Source organism: Streptomyces sp. NPDC058000, from assembly GCF_042886435.1.
Taxonomy (GTDB): Bacteria; Actinomycetota; Actinomycetes; order Streptomycetales; family Streptomycetaceae; genus Streptomyces.
Genome location: NZ_JBHVQS010000033.1, coordinates 86,445 through 101,175, shown reverse-complemented (window position 1 = coordinate 101,175; position 14,731 = coordinate 86,445). Strand labels below are relative to the sequence as shown.

The window sequence follows — 14,731 nt, the reverse complement described above, 5'->3', positions numbered from 1 at the left end:
CCGGCAAGCCGGGCGCCGCGACCACGCCCGTCAGGCCGACGCGGTGGCCGCTCGGCCGAGGTGCCGGGCGAAGAACCGGACCGCGCTGTCGGCCTCGAACCGGGGCAGTTCCTTGTGCTGGCCCGCGTTGGCGTGCAGGGTCTTCTCCGCCGAGGCGAAGGCGTCGAACAGCGCGAGACCGGCCTCACGCGGAATGTGCTCGTCGTCCCACTGCATGTCGAACTCGATCGGGACGGTGATCCGCTTCGCCTTCTCGGCGAGGACATCTGGCCAGTGCTGACCGAAGACCGCGGCCGTGATCCTGGGGATACGCCCCCTCCAGATGCTGCGCGCCTTCGACCTGACCTGCCAGCTCTGTGGGCGCACCGCCCGGCATGTCCTCGACCTCCCGGTCCACGGCACGCCTCAGAGCTGGGTGTGCAGCCGTCACTGATCCCAACCCGGCCAGAGACCAACGCGCGTCAGCTGAACCGAGGACAACCGACATGCCCTCCGCCGACCGCACCGTACGGGTCGGCACCACCCACGTAACCATTCGCACCAGCAACAGGGCCACGCTCGGCCTCACTGTCACCGCACACGGCAACATCGTCGTCCGCGGCCCCCACAACACCACCGACGGGGACGCCACCGGCTCTCGTAGAACGGCGCCGAGCCTGTATCTACCGGCGACTCGCCTGCCTCGCCAAGACCACGCACGACGACCCTCGCAAGGAACTCGTTCTCGGTGCCGGCTTCGACGTTCTTGGTGGCCCGCACCGCCTCCGAATTGCCCCTGACAGCGACCAGATCGAGCCACTACGACAGCCGCGAAGCACCCTGACCGGTGGCTGGCTCCACATACGGCACAACACAACTCTGAACCTGAACGAAGCGCGACGAACCCTCATCAACTTCTACGTCAACACAGGACAGGAACGGCTGAAATCCAACCAATCCCAGATCGTCAGACACCTCTACCGTGGCGGTGGAGGACGGGTAGCCGATGGGCTCACTGCTCCAGGAGTTGGAGGCCCGGGAGACGGCTGCCGAGGTACGAGTGGAGGAGCTCGTCGAGGCAGAACTCGCCCCTGACGCTGTCGGGGATCTTGGATTTCCTTGATCACTGTCCTTGGCGCCACCAGCGGGGCGGCAAGGACAGAGCGCACCGTCCGCCGCGAGCAGGGCCTGCTGGATCTGTCTCGTTCGTCGACTACACATCAGTAGTGAGGTTTGGCAACGTTGAATGCGGAAGCTGAGTCTTGTCACGGGGGACAGCAGATGCCTGAGATGGATGCACTACTCAACCAGGTGATGCCGGCGATCAGCGCGGCGGTAGGTGCCTACGGGGTGGGAGTACTGACCCGAGCCGAGGACGAAGCCGCCGACGCGACAGTCCGACTGGGGCACCGGTTACTCGCGAGGATCCTGCACCGGAGCGCCGAACCAGCTCCGGTCCGCGTCGCAGTCGGTGACCTGGCGGAGGCTGCACAAGATCCGGATGCGCTGGCCGCGATGCGCCTCCAGTTGAAGAAGGCCCTGGCCGGAGATCCGGGGCTGGCGGCCGAACTCGAAGGAATCTTGCCCGAGAAGTCCGGAAGCCAGCAGACCGGTGAACGCGGTGTCGCCATCGGCGGGGACAACCCGGGGATCGTTGCCACAGGTGACGGCGCGACCAACGTTCAGCTCCGGTGACCGCCCGCCAAGGTTCGGGGGACACCCCCGAAAACGTGGACCAGCCCGGTACCGACCGGTCAGTGGTGATCGAGGGCGACAACCGCGGCATCGTGAGCACCGGCGACAACGCGTTCAACGTGGTCTATGCCGAAGGCGGTTTCGTCGAGACCGCCAGTGTGATGGAACTGTCGTTGCGGGAACCGCCCGAGCTACCGGTCCTCTCCGCCCGCTCCGAACTCTTCGGCCGGGACGCGATGGTGGAACCAGTGGCCGAGCAACTGGTCGCCGGTCATAGCGCGCAGCTGTACGGTCAGGCGGGCGTGGGCAAGAAGGCAATCGCCTGGGCCGTGCACCGATGTCTTGCGGAGCACGGGCTGCGCGGACACGTCCTGGAGCCCTGGGCCGGGGAGGACGACCTTGAGGCGGTCTATCAACGCCTGGCCGGAGTGTTCTTCGGGAAGAACTTTCTTCGGGGAGTCGACGAGTCGATGCTCCGTGTGGCCGTGGCCACCACCACCGCGCACATCACCCTCATCGACTGCACCCTGAGCCGCGAGGACCTGTCACGGTTGCTGGAGACGTTCGCCGGCTGCACCTTCCTGGTTGTCTCCCCGTACCGGACTCTGCCCCCCGATGCCGGAGTGGCCCACCACGTGCAGCCGTTGCCCCGTACGGCCGCGGCCGACCTGCTCGGCGCCGAGCTCGGGCTGCCACTGGGACCTGTCGGCCTGCAGAACCTTCAGTTCGACCACGCCTACCAGGTGTCCGAAGGCCGGCCCCAACGTCTCCTGCAGTACGCACAGTTCATCCGGAGCTCCGACGAGTGGCGAGCCAGGGTCACCGACGAACCGTTCGACGAGCCGGCCGAGGTCGATCCCCTGGAGGTCAGCCCGCGGGAGCAGGCCGAGGTATTGGCTGTCGCCCTGAGCGAGCCGGCACGACAGGTGCTGGTCGCGCTGGCAACCTTCGGCACACCTCTGACACCTGCTTGGTTCGCGGCGGTCACCGGCGGCACGGCAAGCGAAGACTGCGGAGAGGAGCTGTACGACCGCCGTCTGGTGACGCGACACGGCATCGCCTACCGGATCACCGCAGACGCCACCGACGCGGTCCGCGCCCAGAACTGGGGCCGCTCAGACGGGAAGACGGCCGCGGAAGGGATCCTCACCCGGCTTGCCGGACCACACCCGATGCCGGAACCGCACCTGCTTCTGGCCGTCACACGCGAACTTGACCGGGCACACCAATGGACCCTGGCATCACAGTTCGCCCGAACGGCGATACCGATCGCGCTCCAGGCCGGACACCGGCAGACGACCCTCCAGCTGTACGTCCTGGGCCAGAAGGCCGCCGGCCTCGCAGGAGTAGTCGAGGACGCCGAGTACTACCTCCACACCGGGGAACAGACGCGCAAACTGCTGGAAGGCGATGTGATCGCCGCGACCGCCGCCTTGTTGATACTCAGCACGCCCGCAGGCCAGGCAGCCGTGGCTGGCCAAGCAGCCCAAGCAGTTCACGCAGCCCGCCACATCGGGAAAGCAATCCGCCACATCGCGAAGTTCGCGCAGGCCAAACCCGCGGTCGCGGCGGTGACCGCTCTCGCGGCGGCCGGATCCGCGACCGCCATCACCGTGGCTGCCACCAGCGGATCAGCGGCGCTGGCCGGCTGCACCGAGATAAAGAGCGCCTACTACGCGGCCCTCCACCGGGACACGAGGACAACGCAGGGCCTTGTGTCCGACTATCGGCAGTCGGCGGTGGACCTCAACGGCGCGGCGGCGAAGGCCACCGACCGCAAGCTGAAGGCCGCGCTGCAAGCCAGGGGCGACGACTTGAACAGCGCGGCAGACGCCCAACAACGTGCAGGCAACAGCCTGGATGGCAGCAGTCTCGACGACGCCCACCCGGACGTCATCGCTGCTCTCGTCGACGGCACGAAAGCGACGAAGGTCGACATACCAAATCTCCGACTGCTTACCCAATTCTGCCCTGACAGCTGAGAGGTGATGAAAGCCTCTCCACCGCCCGGCGGCCAGTGGGCGACTGTCGCCTGGGCCCCGCATCGGTGTATGCCGTGCGGGGCCCAGGGGTTGCGGATCATGCCGCAACTGGTTCCTCTGTCGCGGGCCGGGGGACGAGGGTGAGCTGCAGGGTCCCGGCGGGTACCTCTGACGTGGGTTCGTCCGGTTGCTGGTCGCCGGCAGGGTCGGTCGGCGGCACGGGCACGGCGCGCGGGACCACCGCGACTGTGGCGTCCGCTTCCGCTTTCGCGAATTGCGGCATGAGGCTGGGACAGGTGTCGGCGGCGAAGTCGAAGGCTGCTGCGTGGTGACTCAGATCGCGAAGACGAATTCCACCGCGAACTCTGAACGGCCGTCATCAGATTGCCCCGCGCCACCCACCTGCTGCGTTGCCACCTCGCGGCTCCGTCTGATGGGCCAGCGACGCACAAAGGGCCTGCGGGGGACATGCGGGGGACAGTAGGGCAATGACGACCGAGGAAGGGCCGGGCAAGAGCAGGCAGGAATCGCTGATTCCACCCCGGCGCCCGGTCAGCACCTGACGCCACCCGACGGTCCTGGCCGTCAGGGCCCCGCCGGTACCCGGTGCCGGACGCTCGACCCCGCGCGGTCCTTGAGGATTTCCAGTTGGGCGGGGATGCGGGTCTTGAGGTCGGCGACGTGGCTGACGAGGCCGACGCTGCGGTCGCGTTCGCGCAGGCCGTCGAGGACGTCGAGGACCTCGTCGAGGGTCTGTTCGTCGAGGCTGCCGAAGCCCTCGTCGATGAAGAGGGTGTCCAGCCGGGTGCCGCCCGCCTCGTCGGTGACGACGTCGGCGAGGCCGAGCGCCAGGGCGAGCGAGGCGAAGAAGGTCTCGCCGCCGGAGAGGCTGGCGGTGTCCCGTTCCTGGCCCGTCCAGGCGTCGATGACGTGCAGGCCGAGGCCGGAGCGGCGGGCGCTGCCGGCACGTTCGTCGGAGTGGACCAGGGTGTAGCGGCCGGCGGACATCCGGTGCAGGCGGGCGCTGGCGGCGGCCGCGACCTGTTCGAGGCGGGCGGCCAGGACGTAGGACTCCAGCCGCATCCGGCGCTCGTTCTCGGCGGAGGTGCCGGCGGTGAGCGTGGCGAGGCGGGCGATCCGGTCGTACGCGGCGCGCAGCGGGGCCAGTTCGCGGGCGTCGGCGGCGGCGTCGGCGGAGAGCCGGTCGAGGGCGGCGCAGCGTTCCCGGGCGGCGGCGAGGGTCGCGGTGGCGGTGCGCAGCCGGGTGGCGGCGGCCTGGTGGGCGGTGCGGGCGGTGTCCGGGTCGGCGGCGGGCAGGGCCGCGGCGGCGCGGAGTTCGGGCCGGTCCAGTTCGGCGGCGACGGCGGCGGCCTCGGCCTGCCAGTCGTCGTGGCGCTGTTGGAGCGCCTGCCGTTCGGTGTCCGGGAGCAGCGCGTCGGCGGCGTCCTGGGGGGTGGCGAAGCCGGCGCGGTAGGCGGCGTCGGAGAGTCGGGCGTCGGTCTCCTTGAGGCGTTCGGCGCAGGTCGCGGCGGTCCGGGCCGCCTCGGCCGCGGCGGCGAGCAGGGTCGCCTGCCGTTCCAGCCGGGCCGCCCGGTCGGCGACGCTGGCGCAGTCGGCGCGGGCCTCGGTCAGTTCGGCGTCGAGTGCGGCCCGTTCGCGGTCCAGTGCCTCGCGGTGGGAGGTGCGGGCGGCGGCCCGGCGTTCGGCCTGCTGCTGGTCGTCGCGGCGGCGCTCGTACTCCCGCTCGGCGCGGGCCAGTGCCTCGCGGGCGGCGTGCAGCTGGGCGCCGGCGGTGTGGGCGCGGGCCGCCTCCTGCGTCAACCGCTCGACCTGCTCGGCGAGTTCGGCGGTGGGGGTGTCGCCGGCCGCGGCGGTGGCGGCGGCCAGTGCCTCCTTGACGGCCTGGCGGCGGTCCTCGGTGTGCTGGCGGGCGTCCTCGGCGCTGCGGTGGTCGGCCTGCGCGGCCTCCTCGGCCGCCCGGTCGACGTGGCCGGCGCCGGCTCGCGCCGGGTCCGGGTGGCGGGTGGACCCGCACACCGCGCACGCCTGACCGTCCGTCAGGTTGGCGGCGAGTTCCGCGGCGATACCGCGCAGTCGCCGGTCCTTGAGGTCCAGCCAGTGCTCACGGGCGGTCGCCGCGTGCTCCCGGGCGGCCAGCACCCGCCGCTCGGCTTCGGCGAGTTCGCCGGTGCGGCGGTCGCGGTGGCGGGCCGCGGCGAGCCGTTCGGTGGCCGGTTCGCGCTGCGCGGCGAGGTGTTCGGCGCGCTGGGCGGCTTCCTGTGCCTCGTCGATGCGGCGCTGGTGGGCGCGGCGGGCGGCGTCCCAGTCGGCCAGCCACTCCGTGGCGTCCAGCAGCGTCTGCTCGTCGGCGCGGGCCTCGCGGTCGAGGTCGGCGCGTTCCCGGGTGAGGTCGGCGGCCCGCCGTTCGGCCCGTCGGGCCGCCGCGAGGGAGCCGAGCGTGGCCCGCAACTCCCGTTCTTCGGCGGCGAGTTGGTCGCCGCCGGCGTCCGCGAGGGCGGACGGCAGGGGGGCGCGGTGGCGCCGTTCGGCGTCCTGGGCGGCGGTCAGCTCGTGCCAGGCGGCGTCCCGGAGGGCGAGGGCGGGGGCCACCTCGGCGGCGGTTCCGGCACGGGCCAGCCGGGCCCGGATCCGGTCGCGTTCGTCGGCGGCCGTGGCGAGCCGGTCGGCGCGGTGCCGGGCGTCGGCGTGGCGGCGCTGGAGCCGGTCCCGCTCGCGGGCCTCCTCCAGTCGCCCGGCCGCCGTGTGCTCGGCCGCCTCGGCGGCGGCCACCGCGACCCGGGCGCCCTCCAGGCGTTCGCGGGCACCGACCCGGGCGACGGCGGCCCGGGTCAGCACCGCGTCGGCGAAACCGGGCTCGCCGGGGGCGGTGCCGGCGTCCCCGTCGGCGGTGCGGGCCGGTGCGGTGCCCCGGGCGGTCCGGCCGCCGCGTCCGGCGGGCCCTGCCTGGGCGGGTACGGCGGCCCGGGCGGCCGGTGCCGGGACGGACGGGTCGGTCAGGTCCGGGGTGTCGCCGGCGGCCTGCGCGATCCGGTGGGCCAGGGCGAGGAGGCGCTCGTCACCGGCCGCGACCCGGTCGGCGGCGGCCTTGCGGCGGGTGGTGAGCTGATCTTCCAGCGCGGCGAACCGCCGGGTGTCGAAGAGCCGGCCGAGCAGCCGGGCCCGGGCCTCCGCATCGGCCCGCAGGAAGCGCGCGAAGTCGCCCTGGGGCAACAGCACGACCTGGCAGAACTGCTCCTTGCTCATCCCGAGCAGTTGCCCGATCTCCTCGCCGATCTCCTGGTGGGAGCGGCTGAGCGCGCGCCACTCGCCGGCGGTCGGGGCGCCGTCCGGGGCGGGGGCGAACTCCCGTAGCCGGCTCTGTGCCTTCTCCTTCGTCGTCCCGGTGCCGCGCTTCTTGGGGCGGGGCTGCTCGGGCAGCCGGGTGATCTCCAACCGGCGTCCGGCGACGGTGAGTTCGAGGACGATCTCGGTGGGGAGGGACGGGTCCGCCAGGTCGCTGCGGAGCGCCTGGCCGCTCTGTCGCGCCCCGGGCACCGATCCGTAGAGCGCGAAGCAGACCGCGTCCAGGACCGAGGTCTTACCGGCCCCGGTCGGGCCGTGCAGCAGGAACAGGCCGTCCCGCGTCAGCCGGTCGAAGTCGACGGTGTGGCTGCCGGCGAACGGGCCGAACGCGGTCACGGTCAGCCGGTGCAGCCTCATCGCGCCACCTCCGCGGCCGCGTCGGCGGCCCGTACGTCGTCGAGGGCCGACCGGAGTTCGGCCCGTTCGCCGTCGTCGGGGCCGCGGCCGGCGCGGACGTGGGCGACGAAGTCCTCGGCGATCTCCTGGTCGCTGCGGCCGCGCAGCCGCTGGGCGTACGAGGCCGAGGGCCGGGTCGGGGCCTCGTCGGGGTCGAAGGCCAGGCTGAGGGTGTGCGGGAAGCGCTTGGCGAGCCGGGCCATCGGCTCGGCCGGGCGGGAACTGTCGGTGAGGGTGGCCTCGACCCAGGAGTCCTCGTGCCGGGCCAGCTCGGGGTCGGCCAGCAGCCGCTCCAGCGGGCCCCGGATGCGGGCCAGCGGGCGGGGCACCGGGCAGTCCACCCGCTCGGCCCGCACGGCGCCGTCCGCGTCGAGGTCGATCAGCCAGGACGACTTGCGGTGGGCGGCCTCGGAGAAGGAGTAGGCGAGCGGCGAGCCGGAGTAGCGGACCCGCTCGGTGAGGGTCTGGCAGCCGTGCAGGTGGCCGAGGGCCGCGTAGTCGACGCCGGCGAAGACCGCGGCGGGCACCGAGGCGACGCCGCCGACGGTGATGTCCCGCTCACTGTCGCTGGCGGTGCCGCCGGTGACGAAGGCGTGCGCCAGCACCACCGAGCGGGTGCCGGCGGGCCGGGTGGCGAGGTCGGCGCGGACCCGGTCCATGGCCGCGCCGAGCACCGCTGTGTGGTCGGCGCGCGGGGCGCCGAGGGTGTCGCGGACCATGGCCGGTTCGAGGTACGGCAGGCCGTAGCAAGCGACCGGGCCGTGCGCGTCGGCCAGGAGGACCGGGGTGCCGCAGTCGGCCGGGTCGGTGTGCAGGTGGATGCCGGCCCGCCGCATGAGTCCGGAGCCGACCCCGAGCCGGCGGGCGGAGTCGTGGTTCCCGGAGATCATGACGGTGGGCACGTCCAGCGCGGCCAGCCGGTGCAGTGCGTCGTCGAAGAGCTCGACGGCGGCCAGCGGGGGCACCGCCCGGTCGTAGACGTCGCCGGCGACCAGCACCGCGTCGACGTCCCGGGTGCGGACGGTCTCGACGAGGTGGTCGAGGAACGCGCGCTGGGCGGAGAGCAGGTTCACGCGGTGGAAGGACCGGCCCAGATGCCAGTCGGAGGTGTGCAGGAATCTCACAGCCACGCCCCGACCTGCATGTTGTCCCTCTCCGTCGGCTTCGCGTCAGCACCCAGTCAGCACGAGTCTACGAGTCATCACGAGCCACGTTGGTCGTGGCGAGAACCTCGTCCATCACGGACCTGATTCTCGCACCCGCGTCCGGAGCCGAGTGACCGTAGAGGCCGGCCGTGATCTGGATCGCGGCGTGCCCCGGCCGGCGGGAGACCTCAGGCAATGGCGGCGCTGTTCTTCCGGTCTTCCGGCTCGGTCAAGAAACCGAACGGCGGGACCGGAGGACGGGTGCCGCACCGTCCACGGCGGTCTTCGCATCCCGGCACCCCGGCCACGCCTGTCAGCCGGTCGTCGAGGGTGTCTGGGAGTGGGCTGCGCCGTACGCGGCGCGCCAGGCGGCGGGGGGTGTCGCGGTCTGGCGGCGGAAGAAGGTGGTGAAGTTGCCGACGTCCCGGAAGCCGAGGCGTCGGGCGCAGCCGGTGACGGGCAGGTCGGTGTGGGCGAGCAGCCTCTTGGCTTCGAGCAGGATGCGTTGGTCGAGGAAGGTCTTGGCGCCGGTGCCGGCGGTGGCGCGCGTTGCCCGGGTGAGGGTGCGTACGTCGTAGCCGAGTGCCTGCGCGTAGTCCGACACGTGGTGCCAGTCGGTGAAGTGCCGTTCGACAGCGGTTCGGTAGGCGCGGAAGACGTCCGTGTATCGGCTGGTGGGACGCGTCGCGTCCGTTGCGGCTGGGGTGTCGGGGAGTGCGCGCAGGAGCAGTGCCGCCAGTAGGTGGGAGAGCAGTGCGGGGGATGCCAGGCGTGGTGTGTGCGCTGCCGTTTCGTGCTCGCGGCCGAGGTGTTCGGCTGCGAGCAGGGCGAGGCTCAGGCGCTGCTGGTCCAGGTGCCAGCACGCCGGGGCGGTGGCTTCTGCCGCGGTGAAGCCTGGCAGGAACCCGGGCCGGAAGAGAACCAGTGGGCCGTCGCAGGCGTCGATGTCGCTCCAGCGGTGCACCATGCCGGGCCGGATCCATACGGCGCTGCCTTCCGCCAGTCGGTAACTGTGGAAGTCCGCTTCGTGGGTGCCGGAGCCGGAGCCGACCAGGGCGAAGACGTGGAAGTCGGGGCGCTGGAGGAGCACGCGACGGCGGTGGGTGTCCATGGCACGCAGCGCGGCGAAGTCGATGGCCTCCACCCCGTACGGCGATCCGATGGCAGGCAGGTAGCGCAGCTGCCGCACGGCACCGTGTCCGTTTTCCACAATGACCAGGCTCCTTTTCGCCAGGGAGCGGGCACGGGCCCCCGTACGGTCGGGCTTGGGTCTGACAGGCAGGTCAGGCCAGGTCAGGTCAGCCGTTCAGGCTGCGGCAGCATAGCGGTGGTCGCTTCGCGCGGCCGGTGTGAGGGGCGTGATGATGACGGAAACGACAATGCCGGTTCCCGTGGCGGGCGGGACCCTGGACGTGCGGGTCGGGGGCCGTACCGGACCGACGCTGGTGTTCGTCCACTACTGGGGCGGCTCCGCCGACACCTGGAACGGCGTGATCGGCCACTTGCCGCCCGATCAGGCGACGGTCCGCTTCGATCAGCGTGGCTGGGGCGCCTCGCGGACGTTGCCCGGGCCCTATCACCTCGACCAACTCGCCGACGACCTCGTTCGCGTGGTCGACGGGTGCGTGTCGGGACCGTTCGTCCTCGTCGGTCACTCGATGGGCGGCAAGGCGAGCCAGCTCGCCGCGGCCCGCCGGCCCGCCGGACTGGCCGGCCTGATGCTCCTCGCGCCCGCGCCGCCCGAGCCGCCCACCACGGTGACCGAGGAGTACCGGCAGGGGCTCTCCCACGCGTACGACTCGCCCGAGGCGGTGCAGCACGCCCTCGACCATGTCCTGACCGCCACGCCCCTGCCCGCGGCGGTGCGCGCCGCCGCGGTGCGCGACAGCCTCGCCGCCGGGGCCGAGGCCCGGACCGCGTGGCCGCGGCACGGAATCGCGCAGGACATCACTCAAGCCGTACGCGACATCGAGGTCCCGGTGACCGTGCTGGCCGCGGAGCACGACGCGGTAGAACCGCCACGCGTCCTGCGCGAGTGCCTCCTACCGCACATTCCGCACGCGACCCTGACCACCCTCCCCGCCGTCGGCCACCTGCTCCCCGTGGAAGCCCCCGGCGCCGTCGCGACCGCCCTCGCAGGCTTCCTCACACACCTTTAGCGCTCCCCGTTCAGCACTCCCTGCCGCCGTCACCGGCCCGGGCCGGTGACGGCGGGCGAATCGGTGGCCGGTGGGGTCAGGCGCGGCCCGCGGCGAGGTCCATCAGGCGGGCCAGGACCCGGTCACCGGAGGCGGCGAGCCCGTCGTGCTCCCACTCGTTGGTGACCCAGACCCGGGCGGCGCCGATCTTCCGGGCGGTGTCCAGGGACAGGCCGGCGTCCACGTACATGTCGTCGTGGTAGACGACCGCGGCGAGCGGGACGGTGTTGGCGGCGAGGCGGGCCGGGTCGTAGAGCGGGGGCCAGTCGGTGCGCTGGGCGAGCAGGTCGGCGGCGGCCGCGAAGGGCTGTAGGCCGCGGATCTCCTCGAACATCCAGGGGTAGATCATCTCGCCGGTGAGCAGCAGGGGGTCGGCGTCCTCGGTGAATTCCGGGTGGGCGGCGTGGGTGCGGGCGGCCGCCCAGCCGGTGGGGCCGGCGCCCTGTCCGTACAGGGTTTCCTGGAGGACGGCGTAGAGCGGGTTGTCGATGAAGCCGGTCAGGGCCATGACCTGGTACAGGAAGGTGTCGGTCGGGCTGCCGTCGCCGTCCTCGGCCTCGTCAAGGAGCGCGTGCAGGCGCTCGAAGCCGTCGCCCATGCCGAGGACGAGGCCGAGGGTGCGCAGCCGGCGGACGGTGAGCCGGGTCCCGTCGGGCAGCCGGACGTCCCGGGCCGCGAGGTGGTCGGCGACCCGGCGCAGGCGGTGGGCGTCGTCCGGATAGCGGGCGTAGAAGGCGTGGACCCGGTCTCGTACGCGCGGGAAGGTGCGTGCGTAGACGTCGTCGGCGGTGGCGGCCAGGCCCGGCAGACCGCCGGCGACGTAGCAGGCCCTGAGTCCTTCCGGGGCCCGGGAGAGGTAGGTGAGGGTGAGGAAGCCGCCGTAGCTCTGGCCGAGGGTTTCCCAGGGGCGGTCGCCGCACAGTGCGCGGCGGATCAGTTCGGCGTCCGCGACGATCGAGTCCGCCCTGAAGTGGGCGAGGTGGGCGGCGAGTTGGGCCGGGTCCGGGAAGCGGGCGGCGGCTCGTGCGGTGAGCGGGGTGGAGCGGCCGGTGCCGCGCTGGTCGAGGAGGAGGACGCGGTGCGTCCGTACGGCCCGGGCCAGCCAGCCGGGCGATGTGCCCACCGGGCGGGGCGACTTGCCGCCCGGGCCGCCCTGGAGGTACAGCAGCCAGGGCAGGTCCTCGCCGGCGCGGGACGGGTCGGCGATCTCGCGGGCGAAGACGTCGAGGGTGGGGCCGTCGGGGGCGGCGTGGTCGAGCGGGACCGTGAAGGAGTGGTCGACGGTGGCGTACGAGGGGTTCATGGGCTCTTTCCGGGCGTGCCGGTCGGCGCCCTCGGGTGCGAGGGGTTCGCACGTGGGGGGCGGTGGCGTGCGGCGTATGAGGTGAGATGCGCGATGTGGTGCGGGGGGGGGGTGGGTGTGTGCGGTGTGTTACCGGGAATTCAGGCGGACGTTGAGGCCGCGCCGGGCGGGCTTCTGTGCCTGTGCGCTCTCGGCCCACAGCGAGCGCACATGGCCGAGGTGGCGGGCCATGCACTTCTCGGCGGCCTTGGCGTCCCCGGCCACCATCAGGTCGAGGAGTTCGATGTGCTCCTCGGCCGAGGGCAGCAGCTGGTCGCGTGCGTCCAGGGCGGTCAGGCCGTACAGGCGGGAGCGCTTGCGCAGGTCGCCGACGGTCTCCACGAGCCGGTCGTTTCCGGCCAACGCGAGGAGTGAGAGGTGGAATTGGCGGTCCGCGTCCAGGTAGCCGATGAGGTCGTGGGCGCGGGCGGCCCGCACGATCTCCTCGGCGACCGGGCGCAGCGCCTCCAGCTCCTCGCGGGAGGCGCTGCGCGTGATGCGCCCGATCATGGGGACCTCGATGAGGGTGCGGATCTCGGTGTACTGGTCGAGGTCACGCTCGTTGACCTCGGTGACCCTGAAACCCTTGTTGCGGACGGGCTCGACCAGACCTTCGCGGGCCAGGTCGAGCATCGCCTCGCGCACCGGCGTCGCGGAGATCCCGAAGTCCTCCGCGAGGCCGGGGGCCGAGTAGACCTCGCCGGGGCGGAGTTCACCGGAGATCAGGGCGGCCCGTAGGTGGTGGGCGACCTGGTCGCGCAGCCGCTCCCTGGTGGTGTTGAGGTTGCGCTGCGTGAGGTGGCCCATGTCGTGGTGTTTCCCTTCGTGCCCTGTCCCTCGTGCCCGAGCGGATCACCAGGGTACAATGTCACGTTGTTTTGGCACCTGCCTACGGGTGTGCGGGCGAGGCCGTAGGTGCGGGTCGAGGTGTAGAAGTCCAGGGCCGCGCCGCCCTGTTCGCGCGGGCCCAGGCTGGATGCCTTGGTGCCGCCGAACGGCAGGTGGAAGTCGACGCCGGTGGAGGGGGCGTTGACCCGGATCATGCCGGTGTCGAGCCGGTCGAGTCCGTGCAGCGCCGTGTCGAGCGAGGCCGTGTGCACCGAGGCGACCAGGCCGTACGGGACGGAGTTGGCGATCCGCACCGCGTGGTCCAGATCGTCGGCGCGGAGCAGTACGGCGAGCGGGCCGAAGACCTCCTGGTGCAGGAGCGGGTGGCCGGGGGGCACGTTCTCCACCAGGGCCGGGGCCGCGTACCAGCCGTCGTTCCGGGCGGGTGCCGGGACGCCGGCGAGTTCGGACAGTCCCCGGCGGGCCTCGGTCACCCGGCTGCGGGCCCGCTCGTCGATGAGGGGGCCGCAGACGGTGGTGGGGTCCGCGGGGTCGCCCACCGGGAGCGTACGGCGAGCGCGGTCAGTTCGTCCGCGGCGGCTTCGACGGCGGCGGCGATCGCGCCGAGGGCCGCCGAGCGGGCCGCCGCGCCGGCGCGCAACCAGCCGGGCTGTGCGGTGCGGGCGCGTTCGACGGCGTTGGCCGCGGCGAAGGCGCCGGGCGCCGCGGTCTCCACGAGAACGTCGGAGGGGTCGGCCGGGTTGCGCGAGACGACCCGGGCCAGGGCGGTGCTCACAGCAGGAATCCTCCGGGGAACGGGTCGTCGGGGTCGAGGAAGTACTGGGCGGTGCCGGTGATCCAGGCGCGCCCGGTGACGCGGGGGACGACGGCCGGCACCCCGCCGACCTCCGTCTCTTCGATGAGGCGCCCGGTGAACCGCGTACCGATGAAGGACTCGTTGCGGAAGTCGCGGTGCAGGGGCAGGGCGCCGCGGGCGTGGAGTTGGGCCATCCGCGCGCTGGTGCCGGTGCCGCACGGCGAGCGGTCGAACCATCCCGGGTGGATGGCCATTGCGTGCCGGGAGCGGTGCGCGTCGGAACCGGGGGCGGCGAGGTAGACGTGTTTGACGCCGGCGATCTCGGGCCGGGTCGGGTGGACGGGCCGGTCGGACGAGGCGTTGATCGCGTCCATGACGGCGAGGCCGGCGGTGAGCAGGTCGTTCTTGCGGGCGCGGTCGAACGGCAGGCCCAGCGCGTCGAGTTCGACGAAAGCGTAGAAGTTCCCGCCGTAGGCGAGGTCGTAGGTGACCGTGCCGTGGCCCGGCACGTCCGTCGTGAGGTCGAGGCCGACGCAGAAGGCGGGCACGTTGGTGAGGGTGGCTGCCGTGGCCCGTCCGTCCTCGACCGCGACGTCGACGCTGATCAGGCCCGCGGGTGCGTCGAGGCGGACGGTGGTGACGGGCTCGGTGACCTGGACCATGCCGGTCTCGACGAGAACGGTGGCGACCCCGAGGGTGCCGTGTCCGCACATCGGCAGGAGGCCGGAGACCTCGATGAACAGGACACCGTAGTCGGCGTCGGGGCGGGTCGGGGGCTGGAGGATGGCGCCGCTCATCGAGGCGTGGCCCCGCGGCTCGTACATGAGCAGGGTGCGCAGGTGGTCCAGGTGCTCGATGAAGTGCAGCCTGCGCTCGGCCATGGTGGCGCCGGGGATCACCCCGACGCCCCCGGTGATCACGCGGGTCGGCATGCCTTCGGTGTGGGAGTCGACGGCGTGGAAGACGTGGCGGGTGCGCATGGTTCT

The 14,731-nt window shown here is 72.5% G+C and carries 11 protein-coding genes and 1 pseudogene; 3 read left to right on the top strand and 9 right to left on the bottom strand.

Annotated elements, in window-relative coordinates; all coding sequences use genetic code 11:
• Positions 1-30 precede the first annotated feature (30 nt).
• Positions 31-306, bottom strand: a pseudogene (locus tag ACFVT2_RS27400) (alpha/beta hydrolase); the annotation flags it as partial.
• A gap of 954 nt (positions 307-1,260) precedes the next feature.
• Here ACFVT2_RS27400 and ACFVT2_RS27395 point away from each other — a divergent pair.
• Together ACFVT2_RS27395 and ACFVT2_RS27390 are read left to right on the top strand one after the other, a co-directional pair.
• Positions 1,261-1,674 carry a hypothetical protein gene (locus ACFVT2_RS27395; protein ID WP_390022122.1) on the top strand — a complete coding sequence of 138 codons (414 nt, stop codon included), beginning with the start codon at positions 1,261-1,263 and terminating at the stop codon, positions 1,672-1,674.
• Between the two features lie 62 nt (positions 1,675-1,736).
• Complete coding sequence (locus ACFVT2_RS27390) at positions 1,737-3,656, top strand: hypothetical protein (RefSeq protein ID WP_390022120.1); 1,920 nt, start codon at positions 1,737-1,739, stop codon at positions 3,654-3,656.
• A 585-nt stretch (positions 3,657-4,241) separates the two neighbouring features.
• On the opposite strand, the gene ACFVT2_RS27385 is transcribed toward ACFVT2_RS27390, so the two are convergent.
• The 3 genes from ACFVT2_RS27385 to ACFVT2_RS27375 form a co-directional block, all read right to left on the bottom strand.
• Positions 4,242-7,376 carry an AAA family ATPase gene (locus tag ACFVT2_RS27385; RefSeq protein WP_390022118.1) on the bottom strand — a complete coding sequence of 1,045 codons (3,135 nt, stop codon included), beginning with the start codon at positions 7,374-7,376 and terminating at the stop codon, positions 4,242-4,244.
• A complete protein-coding gene (locus ACFVT2_RS27380; RefSeq protein WP_390022133.1) occupies positions 7,373-8,539 on the bottom strand; it encodes an exonuclease SbcCD subunit D in 1,167 nt (388 codons plus the stop codon). The genes ACFVT2_RS27385 and ACFVT2_RS27380 overlap by 4 nt, the downstream gene beginning before the upstream one ends.
• Before the next feature lie 334 nt (positions 8,540-8,873).
• Positions 8,874-9,770 carry a helix-turn-helix domain-containing protein gene (locus ACFVT2_RS27375; protein WP_390022117.1) on the bottom strand — a complete coding sequence of 299 codons (897 nt, stop codon included), beginning with the start codon at positions 9,768-9,770 and terminating at the stop codon, positions 8,874-8,876.
• A gap of 169 nt (positions 9,771-9,939) precedes the next feature.
• On the opposite strand from ACFVT2_RS27375, the gene ACFVT2_RS27370 reads away from it, so the two are divergent.
• A complete protein-coding gene (locus tag ACFVT2_RS27370) occupies positions 9,940-10,719 on the top strand; it encodes an alpha/beta fold hydrolase (RefSeq protein WP_390022115.1) in 780 nt (259 codons plus the stop codon).
• A gap of 76 nt (positions 10,720-10,795) precedes the next feature.
• Here ACFVT2_RS27370 and ACFVT2_RS27365 read toward each other — a convergent pair whose 3' ends face one another.
• The 5 genes from ACFVT2_RS27365 to ACFVT2_RS27345 form a co-directional block, all read right to left on the bottom strand.
• Positions 10,796-12,061 (bottom strand): alpha/beta fold hydrolase, encoded by a 1,266-nt coding sequence (locus ACFVT2_RS27365; protein WP_390022113.1) that lies wholly within the window; start codon positions 12,059-12,061, stop codon positions 10,796-10,798.
• A 129-nt stretch (positions 12,062-12,190) separates the two neighbouring features.
• Positions 12,191-12,907 carry a GntR family transcriptional regulator gene (locus ACFVT2_RS27360; protein WP_390022112.1) on the bottom strand — a complete coding sequence of 239 codons (717 nt, stop codon included), beginning with the start codon at positions 12,905-12,907 and terminating at the stop codon, positions 12,191-12,193.
• Positions 12,823-13,488: an aldehyde dehydrogenase family protein gene (locus ACFVT2_RS27355; protein WP_390022111.1), complete on the bottom strand. Its 666-nt coding sequence runs from the start codon at positions 13,486-13,488 to the stop codon at positions 12,823-12,825. The genes ACFVT2_RS27360 and ACFVT2_RS27355 overlap by 85 nt, the downstream gene beginning before the upstream one ends.
• Positions 13,419-13,724: an aldehyde dehydrogenase family protein gene (locus tag ACFVT2_RS27350; protein WP_390022110.1), complete on the bottom strand. Its 306-nt coding sequence runs from the start codon at positions 13,722-13,724 to the stop codon at positions 13,419-13,421. Before ACFVT2_RS27350 ends, ACFVT2_RS27355 begins: the two co-directional genes overlap by 70 nt.
• On the bottom strand, positions 13,721-14,725 hold the full coding sequence (locus ACFVT2_RS27345) for a proline racemase family protein (RefSeq protein ID WP_390022108.1): 1,005 nt from the start codon (positions 14,723-14,725) through the stop codon (positions 13,721-13,723). The genes ACFVT2_RS27350 and ACFVT2_RS27345 overlap by 4 nt, the downstream gene beginning before the upstream one ends.
• Between the last annotated feature and the right edge of the window lie 6 nt (positions 14,726-14,731).